Annotated in this window: 10 protein-coding genes; all 10 read left to right on the forward strand. The window is 43.9% G+C overall.

Features of this window, described 5'->3' with window-relative positions:
* The first annotated feature begins 90 nt into the window (after nucleotides 1-90).
* The gene (locus GO495_RS09575; protein ID WP_157299459.1) at nucleotides 91-1,959 is read left to right on the forward strand and encodes a family 20 glycosylhydrolase; all 1,869 of its coding nucleotides are present in this window, start codon (nucleotides 91-93) and stop codon (nucleotides 1,957-1,959) included.
* 155 nt (nucleotides 1,960-2,114) lie between these two features.
* Entirely contained in the window at nucleotides 2,115-2,465 is a 351-nt protein-coding gene (locus tag GO495_RS09580; protein ID WP_157299460.1) for a type II toxin-antitoxin system MqsR family toxin, read from the forward strand.
* Between the two features lie 4 nt (nucleotides 2,466-2,469).
* Complete coding sequence (locus GO495_RS09585) at nucleotides 2,470-3,465, forward strand: type II toxin-antitoxin system antitoxin SocA domain-containing protein (protein WP_157299461.1); 996 nt, start codon at nucleotides 2,470-2,472, stop codon at nucleotides 3,463-3,465.
* 440 nt (nucleotides 3,466-3,905) lie between these two features.
* On the forward strand, nucleotides 3,906-7,070 hold the full coding sequence (locus GO495_RS09590) for a SusC/RagA family TonB-linked outer membrane protein (RefSeq protein ID WP_157299462.1): 3,165 nt from the start codon (nucleotides 3,906-3,908) through the stop codon (nucleotides 7,068-7,070).
* A gap of 10 nt (nucleotides 7,071-7,080) precedes the next feature.
* A complete protein-coding gene (locus GO495_RS09595; RefSeq protein ID WP_157299463.1) occupies nucleotides 7,081-8,835 on the forward strand; it encodes a RagB/SusD family nutrient uptake outer membrane protein in 1,755 nt (584 codons plus the stop codon).
* A gap of 115 nt (nucleotides 8,836-8,950) precedes the next feature.
* Nucleotides 8,951-11,041, forward strand: a complete 2,091-nt coding sequence (locus GO495_RS09600; RefSeq protein ID WP_157299464.1) for a DUF3826 domain-containing protein — start codon at nucleotides 8,951-8,953, stop codon at nucleotides 11,039-11,041.
* Nucleotides 11,031-14,225 carry a DUF6298 domain-containing protein gene (locus tag GO495_RS09605; protein ID WP_205691233.1) on the forward strand — a complete coding sequence of 1,065 codons (3,195 nt, stop codon included), beginning with the start codon at nucleotides 11,031-11,033 and terminating at the stop codon, nucleotides 14,223-14,225. The genes GO495_RS09600 and GO495_RS09605 overlap by 11 nt, the downstream gene beginning before the upstream one ends.
* Nucleotides 14,226-14,240: 15 nt before the next feature.
* Nucleotides 14,241-15,584, forward strand: coding sequence for a glycoside hydrolase family 140 protein (locus GO495_RS09610; RefSeq protein ID WP_157299465.1), 1,344 nt, complete (start codon nucleotides 14,241-14,243; stop codon nucleotides 15,582-15,584).
* A gap of 3 nt (nucleotides 15,585-15,587) precedes the next feature.
* A complete protein-coding gene (locus GO495_RS09615; protein ID WP_157299466.1) occupies nucleotides 15,588-16,499 on the forward strand; it encodes a glycoside hydrolase family 43 protein in 912 nt (303 codons plus the stop codon).
* The gene (locus tag GO495_RS09620; RefSeq protein WP_157299467.1) at nucleotides 16,469-19,234 is read left to right on the forward strand and encodes a SusC/RagA family TonB-linked outer membrane protein; all 2,766 of its coding nucleotides are present in this window, start codon (nucleotides 16,469-16,471) and stop codon (nucleotides 19,232-19,234) included. Before GO495_RS09615 ends, GO495_RS09620 begins: the two co-directional genes overlap by 31 nt.
* Nucleotides 19,235-19,238 lie beyond the last annotated feature (4 nt).

Here is a 19,238-nt window from a genome sequence, read left to right on the forward strand (position 1 = left end):
TAAAATAAAAACTAAGTGACAGGGTGTATCATACGTTTGATACACCCTTGTTTTTTGTATATTACTCCCTAACATCCACACTTTTAGGTCATGAAGAATGTCGTATTACTTTACCTCGCACTATGTACAGGTCTCATTTCGCAGGTAAAAGCCCAGGATCGGGTTCATATTATACCGGAACCGGTAAGCATCCAGGAACAGCCGGGAGAATTCACACTGGACAACAACGTATCGTTGATAGTGAATTCAACTGATAAGCAGTTGGAAGGAACTGTCAAATGGTTCCTGGACAGGATTTCCGTATCTACCGGATTTTACCTGAAGCAGCAAAAAGAGAGCAGCGGAAAGGCTATCCGTATCGAATTAAAGAAAAGCGATGCCAATCAGGAAGGGTACACCTTATCGGTGACACCAACCGGTATCTCTTTATCTGCGGCTACTCCTGCCGGTATCTTTTACGGCTTACAGTCATTATTACAATTATTGCCAGCGGACATTGAAAGCGCTTCGCAGATCAACCGCACATGGACACTGCCCTGTGCAGAGATCGCCGATTATCCCCGTTTTGGATGGCGTGGCCTCATGCTCGATGTGAGCCGTCACTTCTTTACCAAAGAGGAAGTGAAACGTTACATCGATGAAATGTCTAAGTACAAGTACAACGTTTTCCATTGGCACCTGAGTGATGACAATGGCTGGCGTATTGAGATCAAGAGTCTGCCGGAACTCACCAAAGTAGGTGCCTGGCGCGTGGCGCGTACCGGCAGATGGGGTAAATTCGAAGCGCCTAAACCAGGAGAACCAACTCCCGACGGTGGTTTCTATACCCAGGATGATATCCGTGAGATCATCGATTACGCCCGGCAGCGTTATATTACCATCCTGCCGGAAATAGACGTACCTGCACATAGCCTGGCTATGATTGCGGCATACCCTAACCTGTCCTGTACGCAGAAACAGTACAGCGTAAATCCGGGTAGTGATTTCTATAGAAAAGATGACAATGCACTCTGTATAGGTAACGACTCCGTTTTCCTGGTACTTGATAAAGTCTTTACCGAGATGGCGGCGTTATTCCCCTGCAAATACATTCACATCGGTGGTGATGAGGCTTACAAAGGCTTCTGGGAGAAAGACCCTAAATGTATCGCGCGGATGAAGAAGGAACACCTGGCCAATGTAGACGAACTGCAAAGCTATTTCGTAAAGCGCATGGAAAAAATGTTACAGAGTAAAGGTAAAAAGCTGATTGGCTGGGATGAGATCCTTGAAGGCGGACTGGCGCCTGAAGCAACTGTAATGAGCTGGCGTGGTATGAAAGGCGGTATTCAGGCAGCTAAAATGAACCATCATGTAGTAATGAGCCCCTGGGCATTCTGCTACCTTGATCTCTACCAGGGAGATCCATCTGCAGAACCACCTACCTACGGCATGTGCCGCTTAAGCGATTCTTACAACTATGATCCCGTACCAGACAGCGTAGATGAAAAATACATCCTGGGTGGGCAGGGTAATCTCTGGACAGAGTCCGTGGCTAATTACCGCCATATCCAGTATATGACATGGCCCCGTGCCCTGGCACTCTCCGAAGTTTACTGGAGCCCTAAAAGCAAACGTAACTGGGATGATTTTATCAGCAGAATGGAATCTCAGTTCCCACGTTTCGATACCGCACGTGTTAAATATGCAAGAAGCGCATATAATGCTATTGTAAAACCGGCTGTCAATAACGGTGTATTATCTGTAAAGTTATCTACTGAAATAAAAGGACTCGATATCTATTATACTTTTGATAACACGAACCCCGATCCTTTTTATCCACGCTATAGCGGAGAGGCGTTAACGTTCCCTGCGGGTGCAGACAAATTGAATATCGTTACTTACAGGAACGGTAAGAAAATAGGAGAGCAGTTCACAGTTTCAAAAGAAGAATTGTCGAAACGAATGAAAGAAGACTAAATAATTATATGGGAAAAAGCCCGTTTCGAAAGAAACGGGCTTTTTTTATAACTACTCTTCTTTTTCCTGAAATATACTTTAAAGTTGTTTTTATTTAATAATTCATGTAATTTAGTGTTGTTAAAGTTGTTTTTTGTTTGTTAATGCCTGGCTCAATGACCATATGTAATACTGTTAGCCAATTTCTTAAAGATTTTAAATACAAACTGGAATTTTATGGAGCTATCTACTTAGATAACAGACTAAAGAATACTCAATCTTTATTTGAATTGGGTATTACATCAGCAAGAAGAACTGAAATACTGAGATCACTGGAAATATCAGATTATAGTGAAGGGCCTTTAGAAGAAACGATATATGGAGGTAGTGATATGTGGGTATTTGGTAAGCATGTAAACGATAATGAGGTGTATATAAAGATTACGATGGGTAAATTCAATCAGAATGTCCTTTGTATTTCTTTTCATATTGCTGAATTTGAGATGAAGTATCCCTTAAAAAAATAAACAAATGAAAAGTCCAATAACAGGCAGAGAAATGCCGGTAAAGAAAAGAAAAGAAAAATTCGAGTTCCGTAAGGAAACCTTCGAAATCACGTATCATTATTATTTGGATGAAGCATCCGGAGATCAATTTACAGATGATCATTTATCCGAAATAAATACCAATCAGTTATATAATGAATACCGTTCCAAATACGGTATACCTTATCCTGATGAAATAATTGCATTGAGGGAGAAGTATGGCCTTTCGGCAAATAAGATGAGTGAAGTATTAGGATTTGGTATCAATGTTTACCGGGCTTACGAGGCCGGAGAAGTACCAAGTGCTTCTAATGGTAAGTTTTTACAACAGATAAAAAAAACAGAATTCTTTTTATCTGTGCTTGAAAGCAGTAGTCAGTTTACTGCTGAGGAACTGGAAAAGATACATAAGAAAATAGAAACTGCCATTAATGGATGGCGTAAATCTGAAGAGGTGTATGAGTCATTTTTATGTGGGAATAAGATGCCAAATGAATATACCGGTTACAGGATACCTAGTCTGGACAAGATAGCCAACATGATTTTGTACTTCGCTCAAAAGGTGCAACCATACAAGACGAAGTTGAATAAGCTATTATTCTATGCTGATTTTTTGCATTTCAGAGATACCGTCTATTCAATAAGCGGGGCTACTTATAAAGCTATACAAATGGGTCCTGTACCAAAGAATTTTGGAGCATTATTCGACTATGCGATCGAAAGAAAATTTGTAGATATTGAATTGATACAATTTGAAGATTTTGTAGGAGAGAGATTTGTACCGGTTGCTGGTGTAGAATTTAATAAGGATTTATTTGAAGATAGTGAATTGCTGGTCCTGGAGATAGTTGCCCGGAAATTTGCAGATACTACAGTCAAAGAAATCGTGAATATCAGTCATAATGAAGCTGGCTGGAAAGATAACATTGGAGGTTTCAGTCCAATAACATATAAGTATAGTTTTGATCTGATAGAAATGTAGAAGAAGTATTCTCTGAACAATACAATCCAAACCCATAAATATATTAAAGGTTAAACTAAAAAGTAAATAGGTCCCGTTAATCCCCTTGATAACTTTAATTTCTCTCCTTATATTTTCCGGCAACGATTGCGTAAATAATTATTCCCATAATTAAATTATTCTGTAGCTTGAAAAAAATTAGTGTCAAGGGGACACCGATAGTAATAGATAATTCCACCGTTAAAAGGCCTTCTGCTGTAGCTTGGCATGTAATGACCGCGTTCCTTTTATGAAAAAAATTCACGTATGAAAAAGTATGAATTCCACCATGTTGTTGCTAATGATTTCCTTACCCGTTTTGTGAAATCCAAATTATAAAATCGTTGCAACACAATTACTAACATGCACACATCATGCATGTAGTGTATCCTTCATTTTACATGCCCTAAATCATTCAGGTAATGATTAAATTTTTATTCCCTCTGTGGGGATTGTTGTTATGGAATACGACTGTTAAAGGACAACAGGTCGCTTATCAAAAACCCAAGGCTGCCACAGACTCCCTGGTACCGGCAAAAGAAATTATACTCAAAGGAAAAGTATTTTCGGGGGATGAACGTACCGGTATGCCGGGCGTTACTGCCAGAGTAAAAGTAGGTAACAAAGGTACCACCACTTTGGTGGATGGTTCTTACTCCCTCAAAGTACATGAGAACTCTACCGTTATTTTTTCCCAGATGGGATACATCTCCCAACAGATACCTGTCAATGGACGTACATCAATGGATGTATACCTGGAGAAAGATGTAAAGTCACTCAATGAAACAGTGATCATCGGATATGGCACACAGAAAAGAGCAAACGTACTGGGTGCTGTAACTGCTGTCAACGCTGCGGATATTGAGGACCTGCCGGTAGCCAACCTCGGAACTGCCCTGCAGAATAAAGTGCCGGGAGTATCTATTGGGCAAACGTCCGGTAAGCCGGGAGCTACTACCTCACTCACTATCAGGAACCCCGTTACCTGGGCCTCTACCGGTTCTACTACAGATCCGCTGTTTGTGATAGATGGCTTCCAACTGACAAAGCAGGACTTCGATAACCTCGATGCTACACAGATAGAAAGTGTTACTTTTCTTAAAGATGCTGCTGCATCTATATATGGTGCAAGAGGTGCCAACGGTGTTATTCTCGTTAAAACGAAGATGGGAAAACCGGGGAAACCGCGTATCAGCTATGCTGGTTCCTATGGTATTTCCTCCGCTACCTATATCCCGGAAATGTTATCCGGATATGATCAGGCTATTCAACTGAATAATAAATACACCAGTCTGAAAGATGCGGATGCTAACAAATATTACACACCCGATGAGCTGGCATATCTCAAAACACATAATAACAACTGGATAGATGATGTGTGGAAAAGCTCTCACCTTACCAGACATACTATCAGCGTGAGTGGTGGTACAGACAGGATCACCTTTTTTGCCGGAGGAAATTATTATAAAGAGAACGGAAATGTGGGTGATCTATATGTAACAAAATACGGTTTGAGAATGGGGATCAATGCTAAGATCATTGATAACCTCACCACCAGTATTTCCTTTTCTACAGATAATGCGCTTACGAACAGACCAGCCCCTAAGACAGTGCAGTCTGGCTTAACAGAGCAGTCAGATCAGATGAGCGCTACGGTAAGTGCGTTACTGCTTACTCCAGGATGGGTGCCTATGTATATAGATGGCAGACCGGTATATTCTTCGGTACCAGGCTGGCATCCGCAGGAACTGATCAAAACAGGAAGTTACAGCAAACTGAAATCACAGGGGCAAACGATTAATGCCAGTCTGGATTATAAACTGCCCGCTGTTAAGGGATTGACTTTCCGTGTACAATATGGACGTAATACCCGTACCAACTTCGGTAAGGAATATTACCTGCCTTATTCCCTGTACAACTTTGTAAGGGAGGGTACACACAACACATCACAGAATGTGATCTTCACCAATCAACTGACGACTACCAACCCGAGTACGCTCATCAAGAATGGTAATTTAATGACGGAATCATATGGTGGTACTTCCAGTTACCAGTTGAATGAGTCCGTAAGTTATGACCGTACTTTCGGGAAACATGCAGTGAACCTGATATTAGTAGCTGAACAAAGCGAAAGTCAGACAGATAATTTTGATACGAGAAGAGAGACTGTCGTAATACCGGGTATTGATCAGTTATTTGCTTTTAGTCAGGATAAAACATTGTACGACAACTCCGGCTCTGCAGGGGAAGGTGGCCGGAAGAGCTACCTTGGTCGTGTGAATTACGCCTTCATGGATAAGTTCTTATTAGAGGCAACTTTCCGCGCAGATGCTTCCCCTAACTTCCCTAAAACATCCCAGTGGGGATATTTTCCTTCTGTAGCCATAGGCTGGAAGTTATCAGAAGAACCTTTCTTTAAAGAACATGTAAGGTTTGTGAATGACTTCAAGGTCCGTTTCCAGGTGGGACTGACAGGTAACGATGCGGTAAGGAATTATCAGTATAAAGAGAGATACACACAAACGACCGGGATGCTGTTTGGTAGTACCCTCACCAGTGGTCTTAACAATAATGATATTCCTAACCCCAGTATTACCTGGGAAAGAGCATTGTATAAAAACCTTGGTTTCGATGGAACATTCTTCAACCGTCGTTTCAACTTTGCGATCGATCTCTACCATCGTTATAATTATGATATGCTGATGCAGCCGACAAGTACAGTTCCTACTACTTTCGGCGGAGGTATCTCAGATCAGAATTATGGAAGGTTGAAATCATGGGGACTGGAAGCCATGTTAAACTATAACGGTTCCATTACAAATGACCTGAAATTCACAACAGCGATCAACTTTTCTATCAGTGATAATAAAGTCATCCGCAAATATTACGGTGCTGGTGATACTGCCTGGAAAAACCCTATCGGCCGCAGAACGGATAACGGACTGGAAGGCTATAAATCTACCGGCATATTGCGCTCACAGCAGGAGGTGGATGCTTTCATGGCAAAGAACCCGGGCTGGACTATAGACGGGCAGCCATTAGTGCCCGGATACATGAACTATGCGGATATCAACAAAGACGGTAAGATTGATGAAAATGATAAAACACGTATTGCGCCAAGGGGAGGAAGTCTGTTCGGGGTAGGATTTATTCTGGGCGCTTCCTGGAAAACGCTGAAGCTGAGTGCTAACATCGGTTTGCAGGTAGGTGGATATGAGGCGTATGATAAAACGGCCAGAACTCCTGCTACCGAAAATCAACGCTCATTAGCAATCTGGAAAGATTCATGGTCGCCGGATAATCCGAACGCAAAGTATCCGCTCATCAATTCTCCATTGATCAAAGAAGTATCAGATTTCTGGGTACGCAGCGGAACAACGATGCGTGTGAATAATATGATGTTATCATATGGATTGCCACAGGCATTATCTGCAAGATGGAAGATCCCTGATTTGCGGGTATTTGTTACCGGCACAAATTTATGGTCGATCATTAACAATCAGCCTTACAAAGATCCTGCTACCAACCTGGCAGTGGATTATCCTGCTCTCCGCACATATACGTTCGGTTTAAATCTGAGCCTGTAAAAAAGATCTCATGAAAAAGTTATTGATATTTATACTTTGCCTCACTTCCTGTTCGAAGATCCTTGATAAAACGGACCTGACAGGGATAGATGAACGTACCTGGGATACAGAGTCTACCGCTACACTTTTCCTGAACAGACTCTATGATGTATCAATGCCTACATGGCCTAATATGAGCAGCTCGGCTGCCTTGCCTACCGGTATTCATGATCTGGCCGACGATTATAACGGGGGAGAAGCGAAGATCTGGTACGGACAATTATCTGTAGATAATATAACAGATTTTTACGGAGGAAATGCTGCCAGTAATGCCTGGGCATACATCCGTAAAATTAATATCCTGCTTACACAGATAGAACAGGGTGCATTACCCTTGGATGTTAAAACCAAAATAAAAGCACAGGCCTATTTTTTAAGAGGATGGGTTTATTTCCAACTGGTAAAATTATACGGCGGAGTTCCGTACCTCAATCATCCGCAGGACTGGGTAACAGAAAACCTGCAGGTAAAACGTAATAAAACCTCTGAATGTATAGACTCTATTGTCCGCGATTTTGACATGGCGACTTCATTACCTGCTTCCTGGGGTAGTGCCGACCGTGGACGTATTACAAGAGGTGCAGCATTGGGCATAAAGGGCCGTATGCTGCTGTATTGGGCCAGTCCGCAATTCAATCCGGGCAATGATGCTGCACGTTGGGAAAGGGCTTATAAAGCCAACAGGGCGGCTTATGATACATTACTGATAGATGGGTATGCGCTGTTTTCCAATTTCGCCAATGTATGGTTGGATGAGGGTACTGGTAACAAGGAAGTGATCATGTTAAGATCATTTGACGGAGCCACCAAAGCCAGTACATTTGAGGATGTTGCCCGGCCTTATTCTGAGTCTAATGGTGGAGGCGGGTCTTATCAGCCTACACTGGAACTGGTGAATACTTTTCCGATGAAAAACGGGTTATCTGTAACAGATGCTGCTTCCGGTTATGACTCCGTGTATTACTGGAAAAACCGTGATCCCCGCTTTGATGCTACTATCGCTTATAATGGCTGTACCTGGCCGCTGAGTAATAAGACCAATCGTAAGCAATGGAATTATGCGGGTGTTACTGATGATAAGAATAAACCCTGTGTAACAGGTTTTTACTGTCGTAAACTGATCAATACGGCTACTATAAAGGATAATTCCAAACTGGGTAAAACCGACTGGATAGAATTACGCTTAGCAGAAGTGATGCTGAACCTTGCGGAATGTGCGAATGCTACCGGGCGTATGCAGGAAGCTTATGATATGCTGATCGCTATCCGTAAAAGAGCGGGTATTGATGCAGGCGTGGCAGGATTATATGGATTAAAGGCAGCGATGACACAAACAGAAATGTGGAATGCTATTTTATCAGAGCGCAGGATAGAGCTGGCTTTTGAAGGCAAGAGATATGATGATCTGCGCCGTAATAAATTATTTGATCAGTTGAACGGTACGAAAAGACATGTGCTTAAAATAGCTATCAAAGCGCCTTTCACTGTAAAAGACCTGGAGAAAACAGATGGAGAGGGTGTGATGCTGAGGGATCGTATAGATATTAATGGTCCGGATTATACTACTTATTTCAGTCCGTTTGTGGATGTACTTGACACACAGAATTCGATCAACTTTTTACCTAATTATTATTTCTATGCCATCCCAACGTCAAATATTCTCAGGAACCCTGCATTGGAACAAACAGCAGGATGGGGTAGCGGAACATTTAATCCGCTGGAATAGCTATCCAATCGCTGCATTCAGCTCCGTTAGGAGCTACGTGTTTGTAGCAGAAGATCATATTATTTATCAGACTCCGTAAGAATCCCCTGTTTTATAATGTTGTAATTTAATCAAGATGAAAATACCTTTTTTATTCGCTGCTCTTTTTATCATGCAGCATGCACAGGCTCAATATCCAAAAATTCCTAAAGATGTACAGGAAGTAAGTGACAAACTCCTTGACAGCGCCAAAAAACATGCTGATGAGGCATGGCAGAAAGCATTACCGATCGTTCAGAAAGAGGCAAAGAACGGAAGACCTTACATTCCCTTCGCTGCCCGCCCTACAGACCTCCCGCAGGCAGATATCCTGGCATTCCCGGGAGCAGAAGGCGGTGGTGCTTACACTTTCGGTGGCCGTGGTGGTAAAGTGTTTGTGGTTACCAGTCTGGAGGATAGCGGTCCGGGTACACTAAGAGAGGCTTGTGAAGCCGGTGGCGCACGTACCATTGTCTTTAACGTAGCGGGTATTATCCACCTGAAAACGCCTATAATGTTGCGGGCGCCTTATGTAACTATTGCGGGACAGACAGCTCCTGGCAGTGGTGTATGTATTGCTGGTGAGAGTTTCTGGATAGATACGCACGATGTTATCATCCGCTACTTACGCTTCCGCAGGGGCGAAACCAATGTCGGCCGCAGAGATGATGCGCTGGGAGGAAATCCTATCGGTAACCTGATCGTAGATCATTGCTCTGCCAGCTGGGGCCTGGATGAGAACATCTCTCTCTACAGGCATATGTATAACCCCGGAGAAGGTTATCCGGAAGAGAAATTACCTACTGTAAACATTACTGTACAGAACTGTATCTCTTCAGAAGCGCTGGATACTTACAATCATGCTTTTGGCAGTACGATGGGTGGGGAGAACTGCTCTTTTATCCGTAACCTCTGGGCTTGTAATGCGGGACGTAATCCTTCTGTAGGATGGTTCAGTGTATTCAACTTTGTGAATAATGTAGTGTTTAACTGGAAACACCGTACTGTGGATGGTGGTGATTACCGTTCCCAGTTCAATATCATCAATAACTATTTCAAGCCAGGCCCTGTTACACCGGTGGATGATCCTGTAGGACATCGTTTGCTGAAACCGGAATCTGGTCGTAGTAAATTGAAATATCAGCAGTTTGGAAGAGTATATGCCAGTGGGAATATTATGGAAGGGAATGATAAGGTGACAAAAGATAACTGGGATGGCGGTATACAGGTGGAAGAGCTACCGGATGCTGGTCAGTATAAAGAGGATATGCGTGCTGATAAGCCAATGCCAATGCCTCATTTCACGATCATGTCCGCTAAAGAGGCATACCAGTATGTATTGGATAATGCTGGTGCTACTTTACCGGTAAGAGATCCGGTGGATACGCGTATAGTGGAACAGGTGAGAACGGGTAAAATTCTTTACAAGGATAATACATCTTCTAAGATCGGACATGAATATATCACCCGCCGGTTAGGAGAAGATTCTTATAAACAAGGTATTATTTATGATATCAGTCAGGTGGGCGGCTATCCTGAATACAAAGGCAAGCCTTATAAAGATACTGATGGAGATGGTATGCCGGACGATTGGGAAACGCGTCATAACTTAAATCCTAAAGATCCTTCTGATGCGAATAAGATAGGTAACAGGGATGGTTATACCAATATTGAGAATTTCCTGAACGACATCAAACCTGAAAAGAAAAGTTACACAGTTGTAGTAACAGAACGTGCAGATAAAATAGTTGCTGCATTGGATATTAAAAATGTCAGTCAGTCCGCTACTGTAAGAGATATTATTGCACAACAATACATTGATATTAATAATACAGAGAAAGATACAGCAGCATTGCATCAGTTACATGTACGCTATCTTTCTAAATTATCTTCTGTATTAACTACAGAGCAGGTAACGAAAGTAAAAGACGGGATGACTTATGGCATCTTGCCTGTTACTTATCGTGCTTACCTGGAGATGCTGCCTCAATTGACTCCTCAGCAACAACAGCAGATTATGGCATGGCTGGTGGAAGCGAGGGAATATGCAATGGATGCAGGTACTTCTGAAAAGAAACATGCATGGTTTGGTAAATACAAAGGCAGGATAAATAATTATTTATCTGCTAATGGGATTGATATGAAAAAGGCGGAAGCCGACTGGAAGAAACGACAGAATGAAAAATAACTTACTTTTTATACTATTTGTCTGCTTTTCTGCTAACGTTGATGTACAAAAGAAATCTGCCCTGCCCGTAATGGTGGGGCAGGATAGTCATTTAATATATACGCCTGATTCGTTAGGTAACCGTATACCCGATTTCTCTTATTGCGGATATATGGGTGGGGATAAACCTATTCCTGATGTACCTGTACGTGTGCGGGTTCCTCTCATAAAAGGGGACGCTACGGCGCGTATTCAGGCCGCATTGGATTATGTGGCGGGCTTACCATTAAAAGGAACTTCTTTGGATGGATCACCCTTGAATGGGACAAGATCGTCTTTGGACGGAAAAGGAATGCCCTTGGAGGTAACAGGCTCACCTTTCCGTGGTGCTGTATTGCTGGACCCTGGTACATACGAAGTATCAGGTTCTTTGCATATTAATGCTTCGGGAGTAGTACTCAGAGGTAATAATACTTTGTTGCTGGCAACAGGTATTAGCCGGGAAACACTGATCACTATTGCAGGACAGGATAACAGGGTCTTCTCACCGGCTGTTAAGGTCATTGATCCATATGTGCCTGTGAATGCCTGTAAAATCAGGATAGCGGCACAAATGCATACAGGAGATAATATCCGTATTACACGCCCTTGTACAAAAGACTGGATCGGTTTATTGGGTACGGAACATTTCGGGGGTGGGATTACTTCTTTAGGCTGGAAACCGGGAGAAAGAGAGATTCACTGGGATAGAAAGATCACGGCTATCACCGGAGATACGATAACACTGGATGCTCCGCTCACAACAGCACTGGATACGGCTTATGGTGGCGGATATGTGCAGGTATACCGCTGGCCGGGTTGTATCTCCCGGTCGGGTGTAGAGAATTTGCGTTGCAGTTCTGTATTTGATACTACGAATATAAAAGATGAAGACCATCGCTGGATGGCCATCACTATTGAAAATACAACAGATGCCTGGGTAAGACAGGTAAGCTTTGAACATTTCGCCGGATCAGCAGTAGCTGTATTGGAAACTGCCCGGCGTATCACAGTTGAAGATTGTATTTCTCTGGCGCCTGTTTCCGAGATTGGTGGGCAAAGGAGAAATACTTTCTTTACTACCGGACAACAAACACTCTTCCAGCGCAACTACGCTGAATACGGCTATCATGATTTTGCTACCGGCTTCTGTGCCGCCGGCCCTAATGCATTTGTACAATGTGAATCCTATTTGCCATTCAGCTACAGCGGAGCTATTGATAGCTGGGCCTCCGGTTTGTTAATGGATATTGTGCAGGTTGATGGACAGGCATTAGGGTTCCCTAACCGCGGGCAGGATGGCCAGGGAGCAGGATGGAGTGCCGCTAACAGTATGTTATGGCAATGTACTGCTGCAAGGATAGATTGTTACCGTCCGCCAGGTGCAAATAACTGGGCCTTCGGCTCCTGGGCGCAATTTGCAGGAGATGGGTACTGGGATAGTTCCAATGAGTACGTCCAGCCCCGCAGTCTCTACTACGCCCAGTTATCTGACCGTACAGGGGACCAGACGAGAGCGCAGTTATTACCGGTAACATCTGAGGCTTCCAGTAGCCCTACCGTAGAACAAACGGCTGCACTCATCAAACAATCAGTGCAACCTGCATTGACCTTACGCGAGTGGATATTACAGGCAGGGCAAAGGAACCCCATTCCTGTTGATGGCACCGGGGCTATTGCTATAGGTAATAAAGGGCCTGCTGTTAATAAGCCGGCAGCTAACAGGTCATCAGGCCCTATGCAGGTTTCCAACGGCTGGTTAATCCGTAATGGTGCAGTTATCACCGGCGGACGCAGGGAAGTTGCCTGGTGGAGAGGCAGTCCTAAACCTTACGACCTTAAAGACGTTGGGCCGCATATCACCCGCTTTGTACCTGGGCGCACCGGCACAGGGCTTACAGATGACCTGGACACCGTTACCAACCAGATGGTGCGTAAGCATATCGCTGCTATAGAACATAACTATGGCTTATGGTATGATCGCCGTCGCGATGATCATGAACGTGTGATGCGCATTGACGGAGATGTATGGCCTCCATTCTATGAACTCCCTTTTGCACGCAGTGGCAAAGGTACTGCCTGGGATGGCCTCAGTAAATACGACCTTACAAAATATAACCACTGGTATTGGGATCGTTTAAAAGCATTTGCTACGCTGGCGGATAGCAAAGGACTGGTCCTCATCCACCAGCAATACTTCCAGCATAACATCATAGAAGCAGGGGCACACTATGCAGATTTTCCCTGGCGTCCGGCTAATAATATCAATGCGACAGGCTTCCCTGAACCACCACCATATGCAGGTGGTAAACGCATTTTTATGGCAGAGCAGTTCTACGATACTGCAAATGCGGTAAGGCGTAATCTGCACAAGGCTTACATCCGCCAGTGCCTGAATAACTTCGACGGTACCGGCAGTGTTATCCAGTTATTAGGTGCAGAGTTCACCGGGCCATTGCACTTCGTGCAGTTCTGGGCGGATGAAGTGGCTGCCTGGAAAAGAGAAACCGGCAAGCCGGCTGTCATCGGACTAAGCACTACCAAAGATGTACAGGATGCTATTTTGGAAGATAAAACGCGCTTGTCTGCCATAGACCTTATCGATATCCGTTACTGGTATTACCAGCAGAATGGAACTGCCTATGCGCCACAGGGTGGGCAGAACCTGGCCCCTCGCCAGCATGCAAGGTTGTTAAAGCCAAAGAAGACCAGTGCAGAGCAGGTATACAGGGCTGTAAGAGAGTACCGTAGTAAATACCCCGGTAAGGCAGTATTGTATTCCGCTGATGGGTATAATGCTTTTGGCTGGGCCGTATTCATGGCAGGTGGTTCATTGGCCAATATCCCTGTTATTGAGGCAGAAGGATTTTTATCAGCAGCGGCTTCTATGCAACCTGTAGATACAACAACTACACAGTCTGTAACATCAATCAGGACTTCTACTATTCAACCTGCAGCTACAACCGCCGGACAGTTTGTCTTACGCAATGAGCATGACGACTACATTATTTACGCTACTGAAACCATCCACTTAAACCTGAAAGGATCTTACAAAGCATACTGGATAGATCCCAGAGACGGCCATATATTAAAAACAGAAAAGAACATAAAGACCTTGAAAAACCCGGTAGAAGGTGCAGTCGTACTATGGCTGACCCGGATGTAATATAAACACGATCATATGCTGAACAGAATACTGACTATCCTCCTGTTATTTTTCTCTATTAATACTTACAGCCAGCATAAACTGCCTGAATTACGCGTTTCTAAAAACCACAGATACCTGCAAACCAAAGACGGCAAACCTTTCTTCTGGCTTGGTGACACCGGCTGGTTGTTATTTACAAAACTGAATAGCGAACAAACCGGGCTGTATTTCTCAGATCGTCAGCAAAAAGGATTTAACGTGATACAGGTAATGATATTACCTTCTCTGACTGCGACGAACGCCTGTGGGGACAGCGCTTTAATCAATAAGAACGTGGCACATCCTGCACTGTCAGGATATTGGGACCATATAGATTCCATGATTGATAAAGCCGCTGCAAAGGGCTTATACATGGCATTGGTACCCATATGGGGAAACAATGTGAAAGATGGGTCAGTGAGTATATCTGACGCCAGGACTTTCAGTTCTTTCCTCGCCGGAAGATATGCAGATAAACCCAACATCATCTGGTTGAACGGAGGAGATACGAAAGGGAATGATTCAACAAATACATGGAATGCGATCGGTAATACCCTGCATCAGCAAGACCCTCATCATCTGATAACCTTTCATCCCCGTGGCCGTCTGCAATCATCAGAATGGTTCCATAATGAATCCTGGTTAGACTTTAACATGTTCCAGTCAGGACACCAGAGTTATTCGCAGGATACTACAGGCAAAGCTTATGGAGAAGATAACTGGAAATATGTAGCAGCAGATTATCAGCGTACTCCGGCAAAACCTGTCATAGACGGAGAACCATCCTATGAAGCTATGCCACATGGATTACATGATCCCCGCGCTACCCGCTGGACGGCCGGCGATGTGCGCAGATATGCTTACTGGGCTGTATTTGCAGGGGCTTTTGGTCATACTTACGGACATAATGCTGTGATGCAGTTCCATCGCCCGCAGGACGGGGCCGGCGTTTATGGCGTAAAGGAATACTGGACAGATGCTGTCAATGCACCTGGCGCTGCACAGATGGTATATCTCAAAAAACTCATGCTCTCCCATGCTTATTATGACAGGGTCCCTGATCAGTCAATGATAGCAGGTGGAACAGGTGATAAATACCAGCGGTTGTCAGCTACAAGAGGGAAAGACTACGCTTTTATCTATACATATAACGGTCGTAATATCTCTGTAAACATGGGCCATACAAAAGGGAAAAATGTAAAAGCCAGTTGGTATAGCCCCAGAGATGGAAGTACGAAAGAGATAGGCACATATCCAAATAAAGGTGTGATGGTATTCGATCCTCCCGGTGATATACAGGATGGTAACGACTGGGTATTGGTAATCGAAAAGATCTGATGCATGAACAAACATCTTCTATATATCCTCTTATTATTCTCCTGCCGGCCGGCAAAGGAGGTATACATGTTCACTTCCTTCAGAGAGCCGGCCACGGACGGGCTTCACCTGCTATACAGCTATGATGGCATTAAATGGACCGACCTGAAAGGGGTAGTACTGAAGCCGGAAAACAGCATCCTCAGAGATCCTTCCATCGTAAAAGGCCCGGACAATAACTATCATTTAGTATGGACAAACAGCTGGAAAGGAAATACCGGTTTTGGCTACGCTGAATCAAATGACCTCATCCACTGGTCAAAACAAAAAACCATCAACGTCATGGAAGATGAACCCGGCACTGTCAACATATGGGCGCCGGAAATCTTTTATGATGAAGAACAGCAACAATATATCATCATCTGGGCATCTGCCATCCCACAACGATTCCCAAAAGGAATAGAAGCAGAAGATAACAATCACCGGATGTATTACACCACTACAAAAGATTTTACCACTTTCTCCAAAGAGAAACTATTCTACGATCCCGGATTCAGCATAATAGACGCCGTTATTGTGAAAATGGAGAAAGATAAATACGCCCTTGTATTGAAAGATAATACCAGACCGGAAAGAGACCTGAAAGTAGCATTTGCTACCAGACCCACAGGCCCTTACGCCAACTGCTCCGCAGCTATCACCGGGCATCTTACGGAAGGCCCTGCAACTGTTCGCATCGGTAATGAATGGTTGATTTATTACGATAACTACGGAGAGAAAAAATACAACGCATTAAAAACAACAGATTTCAAACAGTTCACAACACAGGAAATAGTTATCCCATCCGGACATAAGCATGGAACCATTTTTAAAACGTCCGGTAAAAACCTGCACAAACTAATGTTATGGTTAAAAGAACAACAACCATCCTCCTGACCCTATCCTGTTTCACTGCCTATGCACAGGATACAATGAAGGTCCGGGCCCTCAATGAAACCGTTGTAATCGGTTATGGCGTGGTAAAAAAGAGAGACCTCACAGGTGCTGTTTACTCCGTTAAACCTGATGTGATCATGCAGGCGCCCACGCATAACCCGCTGGAAGCATTGCAGGGAAGAGTACCCGGTATGGATATCACCCGCAGCTCCGGCAGACCCGGTGCTGATGCAAATGTACTGATCCGCGGAACAAGGTCTATCAGCGGCAGTAGCAAGCCGCTCTACATCATAGACGGTATGCAGGGGGGGAACATCAGCGATCTGAACCCTGCTGATATCGCCTCCATAGAAGTCCTGAAAGACGCTTCCGCTACCGCTATCTACGGCTCTCAGGGTGCTAATGGCGTAGTGATCGTTACCACTAAAAAAGGATCAGAGGGTAAAACGAAAGTCTCCTATAACGGCTACTATGGTATCAACGGATTTACACAATATCCTAAACCCAGACTGGGAGAAGATTATCTGAAACTCAGAAGAGAGGCTTACCGGGCGTCCTTAAACCCCGGAGATCCCATGCCTGATGACGCTACCATATTCGCCAATGCAGGAGAATATGACGCTATTCAGAAAGGGCAATGGGTGAACTGGCTGGACCTGCTTACCAGCAATGGTACTGAACAGCAACACAGTATCTCAGTAAGTGGGGGTACAGAGAAAACAAAGGCTTACTTCTCCGGTGGATATTTCAAAGAAGAAGGTGTACTGAAGAATGATAACATGACAAGATATACCGTAAGATTAAGTATCGATCAGAAAATCAATAACAGGATCAAAGCAGGTATACAAAGTCAACTGAATTATTACAAGTCCGATAGCCGGAAGGATGTGTTTCCCGTAGCACTCACCACCACTCCATTAGGTGTTCCTTACGATGCTAATGGTAATATAAGTTTATATCCCGTAGCTGGTAATACCACCACCATCACTCCGTTAACTGATGATCGCGGAGACTATATCTCCAAAGACCAGACCATCATAAATATCACTACACTCAATGGATATGCAGAAATAAAACTGGCAGAAGGATGGACGTTCCGTTCCAACTTTGGTACTACAATTACCTTCAACAGAGAGGGCAAATATTATGATGGCACCTCTCTGGAACGTAAAGATGTACGCACTTCTTTATCCAGTATCACCAACAAGAATAACAGGTTTTATAACTGGGATAATATCATGACTTACACCCGGCAGTTACAGGACCATTCATTCACTGTCACCCTGTTAACGAGCTATACGCACAAAGATTATGATGATGCATATGCAAGTGGATATAACCAGGCATTAGCCTCCCAGTTGTTCTATAACCTGGGCGCAACAGATGTAACCAGCAGGGGAATAACATCCTCATACATTGGCTCAAAAACCATGTCTTATGCGGCAAGAGTGAACTATAACTACAAAGGGAAATATTTACTGACCTTCTCAGAACGTATAGACGGGGCTTCGAGATTAGCCGCCGGACATAAGTACGCTGGTTTCCCCTCAGTAGCTGCGGGATGGCGCATCACAGATGCCGTGAAGTTAAGGGCCGGTTACGGTATAGCCGGTAATTCAGGGATCGATGAATATGGAACACAAACAGGCGTCTATGCTTATCCCTATATGTCATTTGGGAATGTAGCTGCTCCGGGATATATGTTCAATGACCTCGTTGGTAACAAAGAACTGGGATGGGAATTGTCTGCTACTACCAATGCAGGGGTAGATCTTGATTTCTTTAACGGCAGACTGAATGCTACCATCGATATATACAATACAAAAACAACAGATCTTTTACAGATAAGGACTTTACCACAATCCACTGGTGTTGTGAAAGTATACCAGAATATAGGAGCTACCAATAACAAAGGGATTGAGATCGGAGTAAACACAGTGAATATTCAGCAGAATAATTTCAAATGGACATCAACGCTTACATTTACCAGCAACCGCGAGAAGATTACTTCTCTGATTGATGGAAAGGATGTTATCGCTGCGTCCGGTCCTGAAACCAACTCTTTATTATTAAACCATCCTGTCAAATCGTTTTATACTTACAAAAAACTGGGTATCTGGCAAACATCAGAAGCTGCTACCGCTGCACAATACTCCTTCGGAGGTACACCGTTTAAACCCGGGGATATAAAACTACAGGACAAAAATGGGGATTTAAAGATTACTGCGGATGATGACAGAATGTACCTGGGGGCTGCTGTTCCCCGCTGGACAGCAGGGTTTCAGAATAATTTCAGCTATCGCGGACTCGATCTTGGTATCTTTTTATTTGCCCGCTGGGGACAAATGCTGAATGCACAATTCTTAGGGAGATATAATCCTTCCGGAGAAGGAGGTGGCCCCGCGATGATCAATTACTGGACACCTGAAAACCCAACCAACGATTTCCCCCGTCCGTTAAAAGGAGCCGGTATTAGTAAATATGCAGGTTTCCAGGCGCTTAATTTTGTAGATGGTTCTTATGTGAAGATTAAGAACATTACACTTGGTTATACCTTACCGGCACGATTAGCAGAACGCTTAACGATTCAGCGTTTACGGGTATATGCTACAGGCGCCAATATCTTCACTAAAGCCCGTAATCACCTGGTGAAATATTATGATCCTGAAAGGGGAGGAGAGGAATCTACTCCGCTGAACCGTCAGTTTGTATTTGGTGTAAACGTGGATTTTTAAACCG

Source organism: Chitinophaga oryziterrae (assembly GCF_009758125.1).
In the GTDB taxonomy this organism is placed as follows: Bacteria; Bacteroidota; Bacteroidia; order Chitinophagales; family Chitinophagaceae; genus Chitinophaga; species Chitinophaga oryziterrae.